We start from the raw sequence: 18,285 nt of genomic DNA on the forward strand, positions 1-18,285 counted from the left end.
ATGTCGATGCTGTGGGCGCTGGCCGGCGCTGGTGCGGGATCGTTGCGGGCCAAGGCGGCCCGGCTGCATGCCTACCTGAGCGCGACGCCGGACTGGCGGCCGCAGGACGTGGCCGCGGCGCTGTCCGCGTTGCCGTTGCGGGGTGGCAGGCGGGCCGCGCTGGTGGCCGCCGACCGCGCGGGCTTCCTCGACGGGCTGGCCGCACTGGCCGAGGGCCGTGGCGCCCCCGGGCTGATCGACGGGGTCGCCCGGGATGGCGGCATCGTGTTCGCCTTCCCCGGGCAGGGGCCGCAGTGGCCCGGCATGGCCACCGAACTGCTGACGAGTTCTCCGGTGTTCCGGGCGCACCTGGACGAATGCGTGCAGGCCCTGGAGCCCTTCCTGGACTTCGACCTGCCCGCGTTGCTGCGCGGCGCCACCGACCCCGCGGCCTGGGCGCGGGTGGACGTGATCCAGCCCGCGGTGTGGGCGATGATGGTGTCCCTGGCCGGTTTGTGGCGCTCCTACGGCATCGAACCCGCGGCGGTCATGGGCCACAGCCTCGGCGAGGTGGCCGCGGCCGTGGTCTCCGGCGCGCTCTCGGTGGACGACGGCGCCCGCATCGCCGCGCTGTGGAGCGCGCAGCAGCAGACCCTGGTCGGGCTGGGCGACATGGTCTCCGTGCTCGCCCCGGCCGAAGACGTGCGGCAGCTGCTGACCCGCTGGGACGGGCGGCTGGCGGTGGCCGGGATCCACGGCCCGGCCTCCACCGTGGTCTCCGGCGACCTGGACGCCGCGGCCGACTTCCTGACCGAGGCCCGCGCGGCGGGCTGGCAGGCCCGGCGGGTCGCGGTCGGCCTGGCCGCGCACTCCGCGCACATCGACCTGATCACCCCGGCCCTGCGCGAACTGCTCGCCCCGATCCGCCCGCGCGCCGCGGACATCCCATACTACTCCGGCCTGCACGGGTCCACTGTGGACGGATCAACGCTGGACGCGGACTACTGGTGCGCCAACCTGCGCAACACCGTCCGCTTCGCCGAGTCCACCACCGCGGCCCTGGCGGCCGGGCACGGCACGCTGCTGGAGATCAGCCCGCATCCGGTGCTGACTGCGGGCATGCAGGCCACCGCCGAGGCGGCCGGCGCCGAGGTCGCCGTGCACGGCACGCTGTGGCGCGACCAGGGCCACCTGGACCGGGTGCGGCACAGCCTGGGCGAGTTGTTCACCAGCGGCGCCACCCTGGACTGGACCGCGGTGCACGCCGAGCTGGACGCGGAACCCCTTGCCCTGCCCGCGGAACTGGCCGCCGAGGAACTGCCCGGCGTGGAGGAGGCCGACCGTGAGTCGGTGCTGCGCGCCGAACTGGCCGGGATGACCGAGGCCGGCCAGCACGCGCTGCTGCTGGCCGTGGTCCGCCGCGAGGTGGCCGCGCTGCTGGGCAGGCCCGAGGCCGAGGTGGACGGCGAACTGCCTTTCCGGGAACAGGGCTTCGACTCGGTGACCGCCCTGGAGATCCGCCGCAGGCTCACCGCCGCCCTGGGCATGACCCTGCCCGCCACCATGGTCTTCGACCATCCGACCCCGGACGCGGCCGCCCGGTTCATCCGCACCGAACTGCTCGGACTGTCCACAGTGGATGAATCGGTGCCGGAGATCGTGGTCGGCGACGAGGACGACCCGGTGGTGCTGGTCGGCATGGGCTGCCGCTTCCCCGGCGGGGTGCGCGGACCGGAAGACCTGTGGCGCCTGGTGCTGGCCGGAACCGACGCGGTCACCCCGTTCCCGGCCGACCGCGGCTGGGACTTCGCGGGCGCGTTCAACACCGAACTGGACGAGCCCGGCCAGTTCAACCAGGGCCAGGGCGGGTTCCTGCACGACGCGGACCTCTTCGACGCCGAGTTCTTCGGCATCGCCCCGCGTGAGGCCGCCGCGATGGACCCGCAGCAGCGGCTGCTGCTGGAAACCTCCTGGGAGGCACTGGAACGCGCCGGCATCGCGCCCGGCTCGCTGCGCGGCCGCCGGGCCGGGGTTTTCGTCGGCGCCTACACCATGGACTACGGCCCGCGGATGGACGAGGGATCCGCCTACGAGGGCTACGTCTTCACCGGCAACACCGGCAGTGTGATGTCCGGCCGGATCGCCTACCTGCTCGGTTTGGAGGGCCCGGCGGTCACCGTGGACACCGCCTGCTCCTCCTCGCTGGTCGCGCTGCACCTGGCCGTGCAGTCGGTGCGCCGAGGGGAATGCGAGCTGGCCCTGGCCGGCGGCGTCACGGTGATCCCCAGCGTGGGCATGTACGTGGAGGTCTCCCGGCTCGGCGGGCTGGTCCCGGACGGGCGGTGCAAGGCATTCTCCAGTAGCGCCAACGGCTTCGGCCTGGCCGAGGGCGCCGGTGTGGTCGTGGTCGAGCGGCTCTCAGTCGCCCGTGAGCATGGACACCCGGTGCTCGCGGTGATCCGGGGCAGCGCGACCAACCAGGACGGCGCTTCCAACGGCCTCACCGCGCCCAGCGGCACCGCCCAGCAGAAGGTGATCCGGCAGGCACTGGCCAACTCCGGGCTGCGACCCTCCGATGTGGACGTGGTGGAGGCGCACGGCACCGGCACCCCGCTGGGCGACCCGATCGAGGCCACCGCGCTGCTGGCCACCTACGGCCAGGACCGGGACATCCCGCTGTGGCTGGGGTCGGTCAAGTCCAACATCGGGCACACCCAGGCCGCCGCCGGCATGGCCGGACTGATCAAGATGGTCATGGCCATGTGGCACCGGGTGCTGCCGCGCACCCTGCACGTGGTCGAACCGACCCCGCACGTGGACTGGTCGGCCGGCGCGGTCGAACTGCTCACCGAGACCCGGCCCTGGCCCAAGGAGGACGGGCCGCGCCGCGGCGGGGTGTCCTCCTTCGGCGTCAGCGGCACCAACGCGCACATCATCGTGGAGGAGCCGCCGCTGGCCGCCCTCGCCGAGGACACCGCGCACGACACGCTGGTGCCCTGGGTGGTCTCGGCCCGCTCTGAGACCGCGTTGCGGGCCCAGGTCGAGCAGCTGGTGTCCTTTGTGCGGGATCGCCCGTGGCTGCGGCCGGTCGACGTGGCCGCCTCGCTGCTGCGCGACCGCACGCCGTTCGAGCACCGGGCCGTGCTGCTGCCCGCCGGGCCGGACGGGGAGCGCGCGATCGTCACCGGTCAGGCCGGCGAGCGCAAGCCGGTGTTCGTCTTCCCCGGCCAGGGCTCGCAGTGGCTGGGCATGGGTGTCGAGCTGCTGGAGACCTCGCCGGTGTTCGAGGCCCGCTTCGCCGAGTGCGCCGAGGCCCTCGCGGAGTTCCTGGACTGGGATCTGACCGCCGGACTCCGCGACCAGGAGTCCCTGCGCACGCTGGACCGGGTGCAGCCGCTGCTGTGGGCGGTGATGGTCTCCCTGGCCGAGGTGTGGCGCTCGCACGGCGTCGAGCCCGCGGCCGTGATCGGCCAGTCCCAGGGCGAGGTGGCCGCCGCCTGTGTGATCGGCGCGCTGTCCCTTGTGGACGGTGCCCGGATCATCGCCGAGCGCAGCAAGCTGATCAACGAGCTGATGATGGGCCACGGTGGCATGGCCTCCGTGCTCGCCCCGGCCGAGGCGGTCCGGGAACGGCTCACCGACGGTCTGGTGATCGCCGGGATCGCCGGGCCGCGACTGGTGGCGGTGGCCGGTGAACTGACCGAGCTGGACGCCTTTGTCGCCGCCTGCGAACGGGATGGCGTCCGGGCCAAGATGAACCGGCCCACCGCGGCCTCGCACAGCCCGCACATCGCGGTCATCCGCGAGCCACTGGCCGCCGCGCTGGCCCCGCTGAGCGCGCGCTCGGTGGAGATCCCGTTCTACTCCACGGTGTCGGCCACCCCGAGGGACGGCGCGGCGCTGGACGCGGACTACTGGTTCGAGAACGCGATCGAACCGGTCGCCTTCCAGGACACCATCACCGCACTGGCCCAGGCAGGGCACCAGGTGTTCATCGAGGTCAGCCCGCACCCGATCCTCGCCGTGGCCATCCAGGACACCCTGGACGAACTGGGCGCCGAGGCCACCGTGCTGGGCACGCTGCGCCGGGATGAGGGCGGCGAGCACCGGATGCTGACCGCGCTGGCCGAGGCCTACGCACACGGCGTCGAGGTCGACTGGGCCGCCATGGCCGAATCCGGACAGCGAGTCGAACTGCCCACCTATCCGTTCCAGGGCAGGCGGTTCTGGGTCGAACGCACCAGGCAGGCCGGCATCGCCGGACCGGACGCGGCCGGGCATCCACTGCTCGGCGCGGCGGTGGAACTGGCCGACGGCGATGGCTGGGTGGCCACCGGCCGGGTCTCCCTGGCCACGCACCCCTGGCTGGCCGATCACGCGGTGTCCGGCGTGGTGCTGCTGCCCGGCGTCGCGGTGGTCGAGATGGCTGCCCGCACCGGCAGCGAAGCCGGCTGCCCGGTGGTCGAGGAACTGGTGCTGGAATCGCCGTTGCTGCTGCCCGAGGAGGGCGCGCTGCGGCTGCAACTGGTGCTCGGCGCGGAGGACGGCGCTGGCCGCCGTTCGCTCGCGGTGTACTCCCGCCCGGCCGAGGACGCCCAGGGCTGGACCCGGCACGGCGGCGGCCTGCTCGCCCCGGAGTCCACTGTGGACTCACCCGAAACCATGGACTGGCCGCCCCTGGACGCCGAGCCGGTCGAGCTGGCCGGACTGTACGAGGAACTCGCGGCCACCGGCATCGAGTACGGCCCCGCCTTCCAGGGCCTGCGGGCCGCCTGGCGGCGGGACGACGAGGTGTTCGCCGAGGTCGCGCTGCCCGCCGAGGTCGAACCGGGCCGCGGCTGGTTCGGCGTGCATCCGGCACTGCTGGACGCCGCCCTGCACCCGCTCTGGCTGGCCGGGCTCGGCACCGACTCCGGTCAGACCCTGCTGCCCTTCTCCTGGGGCCAGGTCGCCCTGCACTCCGGCGGCGCCGACACCCTGCGGGTGCGTGCCCGCAGGCTCAGCCAGGACACCATCGCCCTCGATCTGTCGGATGTGGACGGACGTCCGGTGGTCTCGGTCGGCTCGCTGGTCATGCGGCCGGTCGACCTGCGCCAGCTGCGGCCCGCCGCGGCACACGCGGTATTCGGCGTGCACTGGCCGGAACTGCCCACGCCCGCGGAGATCGCGGAGTCCACGGTTGAGCTGTGGCAGGTGCCGGAGCCGACCGGAACCGGCCTGGCCGAGCGGGCTCTGGACGCCACCCAGACCACCCTGATCCGGTTGCAGCAGTGGCTGGCCGAACCGGGCGACGCGCGGCTGGCCGTGTGCACCCGGGGCGCGATCGCCACCGCCGAGGGCGAGACGCCCGACCCGGCGCTGACCGCGGTCTGGGGTCTAGTGCGCTCGGCGCAGACGGAAAACCCCGGCCGGTTCACCCTGATCGACACCGACGACCCCGCCACCGAACTGCTCGCCGCCGCACTGGCCACCGGCGAACCCCAGGTGGCCATCCGTGACGGTGGCCTGCGCAGGCCCGCCCTCGCCCGGCTCGACCCGCCCGCCGCGAGCAGCTCGCTCGGCGCGGATGACACCGTGCTCATCACCGGCGGCACCGGCACCCTCGGCGGCGAACTCGCCCGCCACCTCGTGACCGCCCACGGGGTAGGCCGCCTGCTGCTGATCAGCCGCCGCGGCCCGGACGCCCCCGGCGCGGACCGACTCGCCGCCGACCTGACCGAACTCGGCGCGCAGGTCACCGTCGCGGCCTGCGACGCCGCCGACCGGACCGCGCTGGCCGAGCTGCTCGCCGAGCACCCGGTGACCGGTGTGGTGCACGCGGCCGGGGTGCTGGCCGACGCGGTGATCGAGGCGCTCACCCCCGAACAGGTCGAGCAGGTCCTACGGGTCAAGGCCGAGGCCGCGGTCAACCTGCACGAGCTGACCGGCGAGCTGAAGCTGTTCGCGCTGTACTCCTCGGTCGCCGGCACCCTGGGCACCCCCGGCCAGGGCAACTACGCCGCGGCCAACGCCTTCCTGGACGGCCTGGCCGGGCAGCGGCACACCGCCGGTCAGCCGGCCACCTCGCTCGCCTGGGGCTACTGGTCCCAGGTCAGCGAACTGGGCGCGCACCTGGCCGAGGCGGACCTGGCCCGGCTGGCCCGGCTCGGCATCGGACCTATGTCCACAGTGGACGGTCTGGCGTTGTTCGACGCGGCCTGCGCCTCCGGGCTGCCCGCGCTGGTCCCGATGAGCCTGGACGTCGCCGCGTTGCGCCGCCAGGCCACCGAGGGCACCGTGCCGCCGCTGCTGCGCCCGCTGGCCCCCGCCGTCCGCCGCCGGACCGCGAGCGGTGGCGGCGAGCTGGCCCGCCGATTGGGCGGACTGGCCACCGCCGACCAGGAACGGATGCTGGCCGACCTGGTCCGCGGGCACGTCGCTGCCGTGCTGGGTCACGACTCGGCCGAGCGGATGCCCGCCGGGCGGGCCTTCCGCGAACTGGGCTTCGACTCGCTCACCGCGGTCGAACTGCGCAACCGGCTCAACGCCGACACCGGCCTGCGCCTGCCCTCCACGGTGATCTTCGACTACCCGACCCCGGCCGCGCTGGCCGGATTCCTGCGCACCGAACTGGGTGGCCGCCTCACCGCCACCCCGGCCGCCCGCCGCCCGGCCCGCACCGCCGCCGTGGACGAGCCGATCGCGATCATCGGCATGTCCTGCCGCTTCCCCGGTGGCGCCGCCTCACCCGAAGAGCTGTGGCAGCTGGTGACCGAGGGCCGGGACGCCATCTCCGGCCTGCCCGAGGACCGCGGCTGGGTGACCGGCCGCCTGGACGAGGACCCCGGCTACGCCCGCAGCGGCGGCTTCCTGGACGGGGCCACCGACTTCGACGCCGGATTCTTCGGCATCTCCCCGCGGGAGGCCCTGGCCATGGACCCGCAGCAGCGGATCCTGCTGGAGACCGCCTGGGAGGCCCTGGAACGCGCCGGCCTCGACCCGACCTCGTTGCGCGGCTCCGACACCGGCGTGTTCGCCGGGGTGATGCACAGCAACTACGTCGGTCGCGAGGCCGAGGCCCCGCCCGGACTGGAAGGGCACATCGTCACCGGCAACTCCAGCAGCGTCGCCTCCGGTCGCCTGTCCTACACCTTCGGCTTCGAGGGCCCGGCGCTGACCGTCGACACCGCCTGTTCCTCCTCGCTGGTCGCCCTGCACCTGGCCGCGCAGTCGCTGCGCAACGGCGAATGCGGTCTGGCGCTGGCAGGCGCGGTGAGCGTGGTGACCAACCTGGACCGCTACATCGGTCTCACCTGGCAGGGCGCGCTCGGCCCGGACGGCCGCTGCAAGCCCTTCTCCGCGGGCGCCAACGGCGTCGGCATCGCCGAGGGCGCCGGGGTGGTGCTGCTGGCCCGGCTCTCCGAGGCGCGGCGGCGGAACCTGCCGGTGCTGGCGGTGATCCGGGGCAGCGCGGTCAACCAGGACGGCGCCAGCAACGGCCTCACCGCCCCCAACGGCCCGTCCCAGCAACGGGTGATCCGGCAGGCACTGGCCAACGCGGGCCTGCGACCGTCCGAAGTGGACGCCGTGGAGGCACACGGCACCGGCACCCCGCTGGGCGACCCGATCGAGGCCCAGGCGCTGATCGCCACCTACGGCCAGGACCGGGACGAACCCCTGCTGCTCGGCTCGGTCAAGTCCAACCTCGGCCACACCCAGGCCGCGGCCGGTCTGGCCGGACTGATCAAGATGGTCATGGCCATCCGGCACGGCGTGCTGCCGCGCACCCTGCACCTGGACGAGCCCACCCCGCACGTGGACTGGTCGGCGGGCGCGGTCTCGCTGCTCACCGACGCGGTGGACTGGCCGCGGACCGGGCGGCCCCGGCGAGCGGCGGTGTCCGCCTTCGGCATCAGCGGCACCAACGCGCACGTCATCGTCGAACAGGCCCCGGCCCGGGCCGACACCCCACTGGGCACGGAACTGCCGCTGACCCCGTGGCCGCTTTCCGGTCGCAACCAGGACGCGCTGCGCGGCCAGGCGGACCGGTTGCTTGCCTTGCTGGACAACGACCCCGAGCTGTCCCCGGCTGCGGTCGGCCACGCGCTGGCCGCCACCCGCACCGGGTTCGAGCACCGGGCCGTGGTGCTCGGCGCGGACCACACGGAACTGCGGCACGGCCTGGAACTGCTGCGGGCCGGGGAATCCGGCCCGGCGGTGGTCAACGGCACGGTCGCCACCGAGGGCGGCCGGGTGGTGTTCGTCTTCCCCGGCCAGGGCTCGCAGTGGCTGGACATGGGGGTGGAACTGCTGGCGAGTTCGCCGGTGTTCGCCGCCCGCTTCGCCGAGTGCGCCGAGGCGCTGGCGTCCTTTGTGGACTGGGACCCGGCTGCGGAACTGCGCAACCCGGAGTCGTTGCAGGCCATCGAGATGATGCAGCCGCTGCTGTGGGCGATGATGGTCTCGCTGGCCGAGGTGTGGCGCTGGCACGGGGTGGAACCCGCCGCGGTGGTGGGTCAGTCGCAGGGTGAGATCGCCGCCGCCTGCGTGGCCGGGGCACTCTCCCTTGTGGACGGAGCCCGGCTGATCACCCAGCGCAGCAGGCTGTTCGCTGAGCACATGGCCGGACACGGCGCCATCGCCTCGGTGGTGGCCCCGGCCGAACAGGTGCGCACCCGCCTGGCCGCGCACCCGGAACTGGCCCTGGCCGGGATCATCGGTCCCCGGCTGGTCACCGTGGCCGGTGCGCTGGCCGAGCTGACCGAGTTCGTCGCGGCCTGCGAGCAGGACGGCGTGCGGGCCCGGATCTCCCCGTCCACCGTGGCCTCGCACAGCAGGCACAGCGAGGTGGTGCGCGCGGAACTGGCCGAGGTGCTGGCCCCGCTGACCGCCCGCGCCGGTGAGATCCCGTTCTACTCCACGGTGACCGGCGGCCTGCTGGACGGCGCCGCCCTGGATGCCGGGTACTGGTGGGACAACTGCCGTGAGCCGGTGGCCTTCCAGGACACCGTGCAGGCCCTGCTGACCGCGGGGCACGAGGTGTTCATCGAGGTGAGCCCGCACCCGGTGCTCACCGTCAGCATCGAACAGACCGCCGAGGCATTCGGCGTGCCCGCCGCGGTCTGCGGCACCCTGCGCCGGGACGAGGGCGGCCCCCGCCGGATCCTGGCCGCGCTGGCCGAACTGCACACCCGCGGCGGCCGGATCGACTGGACCGGACTGTTCGGCCCGACCTCCCGGGTCGACCTGCCCACCTACCCGTTCCAACGGCAGCGGTACTGGCTGGAACCGGCCGCCACCGGAGCGCTGACCGCCACCCTGCCCGGCCTCAACGATGTGCCTGCCCCCGGCACCGACCTGGGTCGCAGGCTCGCCGAACTGCCGGAAACCGAGGCCCGCCAGGAACTCCTGGACCTGGTCCGGACCAACCTGGCCGCCGTGCTCGGCCACGACACGGCCGACACCGTGCCCGCCAACCGGGCCTTCCGCGACCTGGGCCTGGAATCGATCACCGCGGTCGAACTGCGCAACCGGCTCGGCGCCGCCACCGGCCTACTGCTGCCGACCACCCTGATCTTCGACCACCCGACCCCCGGCGTGCTCGCCGAACACCTGCGCGCACTGCTCACCGGTGCGGGCCAGGACATCAGGGTGCGCGCCACCACCGCCAGCGACGAACCTCTGGCGATCGTGGCGATGGCCTGCCGCTTCCCCGGCGAGGTCAACACCCCGGAACAGCTCTGGGCCTTCCTCGGCGCGGACGGCGACGCGATCACCCCGTTCCCCGCCGACCGCGGCTGGGACCCTGCGGTCTACCACCCCGACCCTGAGCGCTACGGCCACTCCTACGTCCGCGAGGGCGGATTCCTGCGCGGCGCGGCCGATTTCGACGCCGGTTTCTTCGGGATCTCCCCGCGAGAGGCCCTGGCCATGGACCCGCAGCAGCGACTGCTGCTGGAAGTCGCCTGGGAGACCCTGGAACGCGCCGGACTCGACCCGGACACCCTGCGCGGCAGCGACACCGGTGTGTTCGCCGGACTCGCCCCCACCGGCTACGCCGCCCGCCTGGCCGAACCACCGGAAGGCATGGAAGGCCAGCTGCTGACCGGAAACCTCGGCAGCGTGGCCTCCGGCCGCATCTCCTACAGCCTCGGCCTGGAAGGCCCGGCCGCCACCGTCGACACCGCCTGCTCCTCCGCGCTGGTCGCCCTGCACTGGGCCTGCCAGGCGGTCCGGCTGGGCGAATGCGCCATGGCACTGGCCGGTGGCGCGCACGTGATGCCAACCCTGGAACCGTTCATCGCCTTCAGCCGCCAGCGCGGCCTGGCCGCCGACGGCCGGTGCAAGCCCTTCGCCGCCGCCGCGGACGGCACCGGCTGGAGCGAGGGCGCGGCCATGATCCTGGTCGAACGGCTCTCCGACGCTCGCCGCAACGGCCACCCGATCCTCGCGGTGATCCGGGGCAGCGCGGTCAACCAGGACGGCGCCAGCAACGGCCTCACCGCCCCCAACGGCCTGGCCCAGCAACGCGTCATCCGCCAGGCCCTGGCCAACGCCCGGCTCGCACCGTCCGAAGTGGACGCGGTCGAGGCGCACGGCACCGGCACCACCCTCGGCGACCCGATCGAGGCCGAGGCGCTCATCGCCACCTACGGCCGCGAACGCGAGGAACCGCTGTGGCTGGGCTCGATCAAGTCCAACATCGGGCACACCGGGCCGGTGGCCGGTCTGGCCGGGGTGATCAAGATGGTGCTCGCCCTGCGCCACGGCCGGCTGCCCAGGACCCTGCATGTGGACCAGCCCTCACCGCACGTGAACTGGTCGGCCGGCACGGTCGAACTGCTCACCGAGCCCAGGGACTGGCCGGCGACCGGACGGCCCCGCCGGGCCGCGGTGTCCGCCTTCGGCGTCAGCGGCACCAACGCGCACCTGGTGCTGGAACAGGCCCCACTGCCCACCGAAGCACTCGTCGAGGCCACCGCGCCGCCGGTGCTGCCCTGGGTGCTCTCCGCCCGCACCGGCCCCGCGCTGGCCGCCCAGGCCGCCCGGCTGCTCACCCACCTGGACAGCGACCCTGACCTGTCCACACTGGACCTCGCGCACTCGCTGACCGCCCGCACCGCCTTCCCGCACCGCGCCGTGCTGCTCGGCGGCGACCGGGACGAGCTGCGACACGGACTGGAGCTGCTGCGCGAGGGCAGACCCGGACCGGCGGTGCTCACCGGCGTCGCGGGCGAGGCGCCCGACCGCGTGGTGTTCGTCTTCCCCGGCCAGGGCTCGCAGTGGGCGGGCATGGGCGTGGAACTGCTGGCCGCCTCCCCGGTGTTCGCCGCCCGGATGGCCGAATGCGCCGCCGCGCTGGAGTCCTTTGTGGACTGGCGACTGCACGAGGTGCTCGCCGACGAGGACGCGCTGCGCCGGGTCGACGTGGTGCAGCCGGTGCTGTGGGCGGTGCTGGTTTCCCTGGCCGAGGTGTGGCGCTCGCACGGGGTCGAACCGGCCGCGGTGATCGGCCACTCCCAGGGTGAGATCGCCGCCGCTTGCGTGGCCGGCGCACTCTCCCTTGTGGACGGCGCCAGGGTGGTCGCCTTGCGCAGCAGGGCGTTGGTCGCCCTGGCCGGGCACGGCGGCATGATATCGGTCGCCCTGCCCGTGGGCACCCTGCGACCCCGGCTGGCCGCGCACGGGCTGTCCGTGGCCGCGGTCAACGGCCCATCCTCGGTGGTCGTCTCCGGCGCCCCGGAAGCGCTGGCCGCGCTCAAAGACGAGCTGGAGGCCGAGAACGTGCGGGCCCGGCTGGTCCCGGTGGACTACGCCTCGCACTCCGCCCAGGTCGAGCAGATCCGGGACGAGATCCTCGACCTGCTCGCCCCGATCGCCCCGCGCGCGGCCGAGATCCCGCTGTACTCCACGGTCACCGGCGAACTCCTGGACACCACGACCATGGACGCCGGGTACTGGTACCGCAGCCTGCGCGAAACCGTCCGGTTCGAGACCGCCACCAGGGCCCTGCTCGCCGACGGGCACCGCGCGTTCATCGAGACCAGCCCGCACCCGGTGCTGACCACCGGCCTGCAGGAAACCCTCGACGACACCGGGACCTCCGGCCTGGTGCTGGGCACCCTGCGCCGGGAGGAGGGTGGCCCGCGCCGCCTGCTCGCCTCGCTCGCCGAGGCCGCGGTGCGCGGTGTCCAGCTCGACTGGCGCCCGCTGCTGACCGGTGGCCGACGCCTGGACCTGCCCACCTACGCCTTCCAGCACCAGCGGTTCTGGCTGGACGTGCCGCCCGCGACCGCCGCAGACCCGGTGGACGGCACCTTCTGGGCCGCCGTCGACCGCGCCGACCTGGCCGCGCTCGGACTCGCCGCCGACCAACCGGTAGGCGAAGTGCTGCCCGCGCTGTCCCGCTGGCGGCGGGACCGGCACGAACTGGCCACCCTGGACTCCTGGCGCTTCCGCATCCACTGGCGTCCCGTGCCGCCCCGCCCGCAGGCTGGCCCGCTGGGCGCCTGGCTGGTCGCCGTGCCCGCCACCGCGAATCCCGACGTGGCCAAGGTGCTGGACACCCTGCTCGCCGCCGGCGCCCAGGTGCGTCCAGTCCAGGTGGACACCGACCGGATGACACTCGCCCGTGAACTCGGCGCCCTGCTCGCCGAGGCGCCCAGCCGGGTGCTGTCCCTGCTGTCTCTGGACACCTGCCCGCACCCCGAGCACCCGGCGGTGCCGCGCGGACACGCCGCGACCGTGACCCTGGTGCAGGCCCTGGCCGACACCGGCGCGGAGGTCCCGCTGTGGTGCCTCACCCAGGGCGCGATGGCGGTGGCCGACCCGGCCGAGGTGACCAACCCGGACCAGGCCCTGGCCTGGGGCTTTGGCCGGGTGGTCGGACTGGAGCACCCGGCCCAATGGGGCGGACTGATCGACCTGCCCGCCGAACTGGACGACCCCGCGCTGGCCCGGCTCTGCGAGCTGCTGGCCGGATCCGCTGGCGAGGACCAGCTGGCCATCCGCCCGGCCGGGGTGTTCTGCCGCCGGTTCGGCCACGCCGACCGCGGTGACGCGGTGGAACCCTGGCGCCCCAAGGGAACTGTGCTGATCACCGGCGGAACCGGCGCACTCGGCGGGCACGTGGCCCGCCGACTCGCCGAAGCCGGCGCCAGTCACCTGGTGCTGCTCAGCCGTCGCGGCCCGGACGCGCCCGGCGCGACCGAGCTGGCCGCCGACCTGACCGCCACCGGCGTCCAGGTCACGCTCCGGGCCTGCGATGTGGCCGACCGGGACGCGCTGGCCGCGGTGCTCGCCGAGGTCGGCCCGCTGGACGCGGTGGTGCACACCGCCGCCGCCCTGGACGACAGCATGATCAGCGCGCTGACCGCCGGCCAGCTGGCCGGCGCGCTGTCGGTCAAGCTCGCCGCCACCCGGCACCTGCACGAGCTGACCAGCGAGATGGACCTGTCCGCGTTCGTGCTGTTCTCCTCGATGTCGGCCACCGTCGGCATCACCGGCCAGGGCAACTACGCGCCCGGCAACGCTTTCCTGGACGCCTTCGCACAGTGGCGGAGTGCCCAGGGCCACCCGGCCACCGCCATCGCCTGGGGCCTGTGGGACGGCGCCGGTCTGGGCGCGGGCGAACACGACACCGCCCGCAGCCACGGCCTGCCGCCGATCCCGCCCGCCCTGGCGGTGCGCGCGCTGGAACAGGCGGTCGGGCGCGGGGACGTCACGGTCACCCTGACCGAGATCGACTGGCCGCGGTTCCACACCGCCTTCACCGCGACCCGGCCCAGCCCGCTGCTCGCCGACGTGCCCGAGGTCCGCGCCCTGCTCGCGGAAACCCCGGCCCCCGCCGAGAACGGCCTGGCCGCCCGGCTCGCCGGACTCGCCGAGCCCGATCGGCTGCGCGCGCTCACCGACCTGGTGCGCGCCCAGGTGGCCACCGTGCTCGGCCACGACAGCGCCGAGAATGTCGAACCCGGCCGTGCGTTCAAGGACCTCGGCTTCGACTCGGTCGGCGCGGTCGACCTGCGCAACCGGCTACGCGCCGACACCGGCCTGACCCTGCCCGCCACCGTCGTCTTCGATCACCCCACCGCCAAGGCGCTGGCCGAGCACCTGCACGCCGAACTGTTCGGCGCGGCCGCACCGATGACCGCGGCCCCGGTCGCGCTGGCCGCGGTGGACGAGCCGATCGCGATCGTCGGCATCGGCTGCCGCTTCCCCGGGGCCAGTAGTCCCGAGGAGCTGTGGCGGCTGCTGGCCGAGGGCGCGGACCTCATGTCCGACCTGCCCGCCGACCGCGGCTGGGACCTGGACGGCCTCTACCACCCCGAACCCGGCACGCCCGGCAAGTCCTACGCCCGCGAGGGCGCTTTCCTGGCCGACGCCACCGGTTTCGACGCGTCGTTCTTCGGGATCTCTCCGCGCGAGGCGCTGGCCATGGACCCGCAGCAGCGGCTGTTGCTGGAGACCGCCTGGGAGGCGGTCGAACGCGCGGGCATCAACCCGGATTCCCTGCGTGGCAGCGCCACTGGCGTGTTCGTCGGCACCAACGGCCAGGAGTACGGCGCGGTGCTGGCCACCGATCCGACCACCGACCACGAGGGCTACCTGGCCACTGGCAACGCGGCCGCCGTGCTCTCCGGCCGACTCGCCTACACCCTCGGCCTAGAGGGCCCTGCGGTCACCGTGGACACCGCCTGCTCGGCCTCCCTGGTCGCCCTGCACCAGGCCGCTCAGGCCCTGCGCTCCGGCGAATGCACCCTGGCCCTGGCCGGCGGGGTCACCGTGATGGCCACGCCCAGCCTGTTCGTGGAGTTCTCCCGGCAGCGCGGCATGGCCGCCGACGGCCGCTGCAAGTCCTTCGCCAACGCCGCCGACGGCACCGGCTGGGGCGAGGGCGCCGGTGTGCTGGTGGTAGAACGACTCTCCGACGCACTGCGCAACGGACACGAGGTGCTCGCCGTGGTGCGCGCCTCGGCGGTGAACCAGGACGGCGCGTCCAACGGCCTGACCGCGCCGAACGGACTGTCCCAGCAGCGGGTGATCCGGGCGGCACTGGCCACCGCGGGTCTGCGACCGTCCGAAGTGGACGCGGTCGAGGCGCACGGCACCGGCACGGTGCTCGGCGACCCCATCGAGGCGCAGGCGGTGCTGGCCACCTACGGCCAGGACCGGGAAACCCCGCTGTGGCTGGGTTCGATCAAGTCCAACCTGGGCCACACCCAGGCGGCCGCGGGTGTCGCCGGTGTGATCAAGATGGTGCTGGCGCTGCGTCACCAGGAGCTGCCCAGGACCCTGCACGTGGACGAGCCGTCCACGCACGTGGACTGGTCGGCCGGGGCGGTGTCGCTGCTGACCGAGTCGGTGCCGTGGCCGGAGAACGGGCGTCCGCGCCGGGCCGGGGTGTCCTCCTTCGGCATCAGCGGCACCAACGCGCACGTGATCATCGAACAGGCACCGTCCGTGCCGCCGGTTGAGCCTGCCGAGCCTGCGGTGGTGCCATGGGTGCTGTCCGCGCGCTCCCCGGAAGCGTTGCGGGAGCAAGCCGAGCGACTTCTGTCCACTGTGGACGACGATGTGGTGTCGGTCGGGTTCTCCCTGGCGACCGGGCGGGCCGGGCTGGAGCGACGGGCCGTGCTGGTCGGCGCGGAGGTGGCCGAGTTCAGGGCAGGGCTGGCCGCGCTGGCCGCCGGGCAACCCGCCCCCGGACTGACCGAAGGCGTGGCGGGCTCCGGACGACTGGCCTTCCTGTTCTCCGGTCAGGGTTCCCAGCGGCTGGGCATGGGTCGCGAGCTGTACGACCGGTTCCCGGTGTTCGCCCAGGCTTTTGACGCGGTCCTCGCCGAGTTGGCCCAACTGGTACGCCCGGTTGGCTCAATCGGGCGTGCGAGTTTGCCCAAGTGGGACGGGCTGCGGGAGGTGATGTGGGCCGAGGCCGAGGCGCTGGATCGGACTGAGTTCACTCAGCCTGCGTTGTTCGCGGTGGAGGTCGCGCTGTTCCGGTTGTTTCAGAGCTGGGGTGTGCGACCGGACTTCCTGCTCGGGCACTCTGTCGGGGAGATCGCCGCCGCGCATGTGGCGGGGGTGTTCTCGCTGGCCGGTGCCTGTCGTCTGGTGGCTGCGCGGGGTCGGTTGATGCAGGCGTTGCCTGAGGGTGGCGTGATGGTGTCGGTGCGGGCCGGGCTGGATGTGGTCGAGCCGTTGCTGACCGACCTGGTCAGTGTGGCGGCGGTGAACGGGTCGGAGTCCGTGGTGATCTCCGGCGCCGAGGCCGAGGTGCTCGCGATTGCCGAGACCCTGGCTGAGCGTGGGGTGCAGACCAAGCGGTTGCGGGTCTCGCACGCCTTCCACTCGCCGCTGATGGAGCCGATGCTGGCCGAGTTCCGGGCCGTGGTGGACGGGCTGACCTTCGCTCAGCCCGAGATCCCGATTGCGTCCACTGTGGATGGTGATCCGGCGACGGCGGACTACTGGGTGCGGCACGTCCGGGAGACCGTGCGGTTCGCCGACGGCCTGACCCGGTTGCACGAGCAGGGAGTGCGGACCTTCCTGGAGGTCGGCCCCGGTGGGGTGCTGACCGCGATGAGCCAGGCCGCGCTGCCCGGTGCGCCGGTGCTCGCCCCCGCGTTGCGCCGGGACCGGGCGGAGGAACGCTCGGTGTTCGAGGCGCTGGGCCGGTTGTTCACCGCAGGGGTGTCGCCGGACTGGGCCGCGGTGTTCGCGGGCCGGGGCACCCGGCGGGTGGAGCTGCCCACGTATGCCTTCCAGCACCAGCGGTTCTGGCCGGCGAGCGGCGTCCGGCCAGGCGATGCCACCGGACTCGGCGTGGCCGCGGCCGACCACCCGCTGCTGGCCGCGGCCCTGCTGCTGCCCGACGACGGTGGCCTGGTGCTCACCGGACGGCTGTCGCTGAGCACCCAGCCCTGGCTGGCCGAGCACCGGTTCGGCGGCACCGCGCTGTTCCCGGGCACCGGGTTCGTGGAACTGGCGATCCGGGCCGGGGACCAGATGGACTGCCCGGTGCTGGACGAGCTGACCATCGAGGCCCCGCTGGTGCTGCCCGAACGCGGCGGCGTTCAGCTGCGGGTGATGGTGGGCGCGGCCCAGGACGGCCGCCGCGGCGTCGCGGTACATGCCAGGGCCGAGGGCGCGGACTGGATCTGCCACGCCCGCGGCACGCTGTCCGCCGCGCTCACGCCCGCTCGCCCCGGTGAGCCGGAATGGCCGCCCAGTGGAGCCGAACCTGTTGCGGTGGAAGGTGTTTACGCCGAGTTCGAGGACGCCGGACTGACCTACGGCCCGGCCTTCCGCGGGCTGCGTGCTGCCTGGCAGCGAGGCGAGGAGCTGTTCGCTGAGGTGGCCTTGCCCGACGCGGACACCGGCTTCGGCCTGCACCCGGCACTGCTGGACGCGGCCCTGCACGTCTTCGCCCTGCGCGGCATCGGCGGCAGCTGGCTGCCCTTTGCCTGGCACGACGTGCGGTTGCACGCCACCGGCGCGACCAGCCTGCGGGTGCGGATGCGGGTGCTGGCCGAGGACACGGTGACCATCGACGTGGCCGACGGCCTCGGCGAACCGGTCGCCACCATTGGCGGCCTGCGCTCCCGCCCGGTGTCCGGGGATCACCTCGCCGCCCGTGCGCCCGGTGTCGCGGACGCCCTGTTCCAGGTCGACTGGACCGAGGTGCTCGCGCCGGAATCCGCTGAGCTGTCCGTGGTTTCCCTGGGTGACGGCGGCCTCGCCGAGCTGGCCGAGGTGCCGGACGCGGTGGTGCTGTCGGTGTCCGCCGGATCGGGCGAGATGCCGGATCAGGTCCGGGCGGCCACCGGTCAGGTGCTGGCGGTGCTGCACGAGTGGCTGGCCGAGGAGCGGTTCGCCGCGGCCAGGCTGGTGGTGCGTACCGACGGTGCGGTTTCCGTTGCGGGCGAGGAGATTTCCGACCTGGCCGGCGCCGCGGTCTGGGGTCTGGTGCGGTCCGCGCAGAGCGAGCACCCCGGCCGGTTCGTGCTCGTCGACGCACCCGAGATCGCACCCGCGGTGCTGGCCACCGGGGAAGCGCAGCTCGCGGTGCGGGACAACACGATCCGGGTGCCGAGACTGACTCGCGCGGTGGCCGGGTCCGCGCCGGACTGGGGTGACGGCGCGGTGCTGATCACCGGCGGCACCGGATCCCTCGGCGTCGCCGTGGCCCGGCACCTGGTCGCCGAACACGGCATCCGGCAGCTGATCCTGGCCAGCCGCCGGGGCCTGGACGCGCCCGGCGCGGCCGAACTGGTGGCCGAGCTGGCCGCCGAGGTCACCGTGCTGGCCTGCGATGTCGCCGACCGG

The 18,285-nt window shown here is 73.9% G+C and carries 1 protein-coding gene (cut by a window edge); it reads left to right on the forward strand.

Translation table 11 applies throughout. The annotated features are described in order from the left end of the window. A protein-coding gene (locus ACTOWY_RS38920; protein WP_441314606.1) for a type I polyketide synthase crosses the window boundary here: on the forward strand, positions 1-18,285 show its 5' portion. 11,109 nt of this gene lie beyond the right edge of the window; the window shows 18,285 of its 29,394 coding nt (coding positions 1-18,285); its start codon is at positions 1-3; its stop codon lies beyond the right edge, outside the window.

The sequence above is a fragment of the Crossiella sp. CA198 genome, from assembly GCF_052078295.1.
Taxonomy (GTDB): domain Bacteria; phylum Actinomycetota; class Actinomycetes; order Mycobacteriales; family Pseudonocardiaceae; genus Crossiella.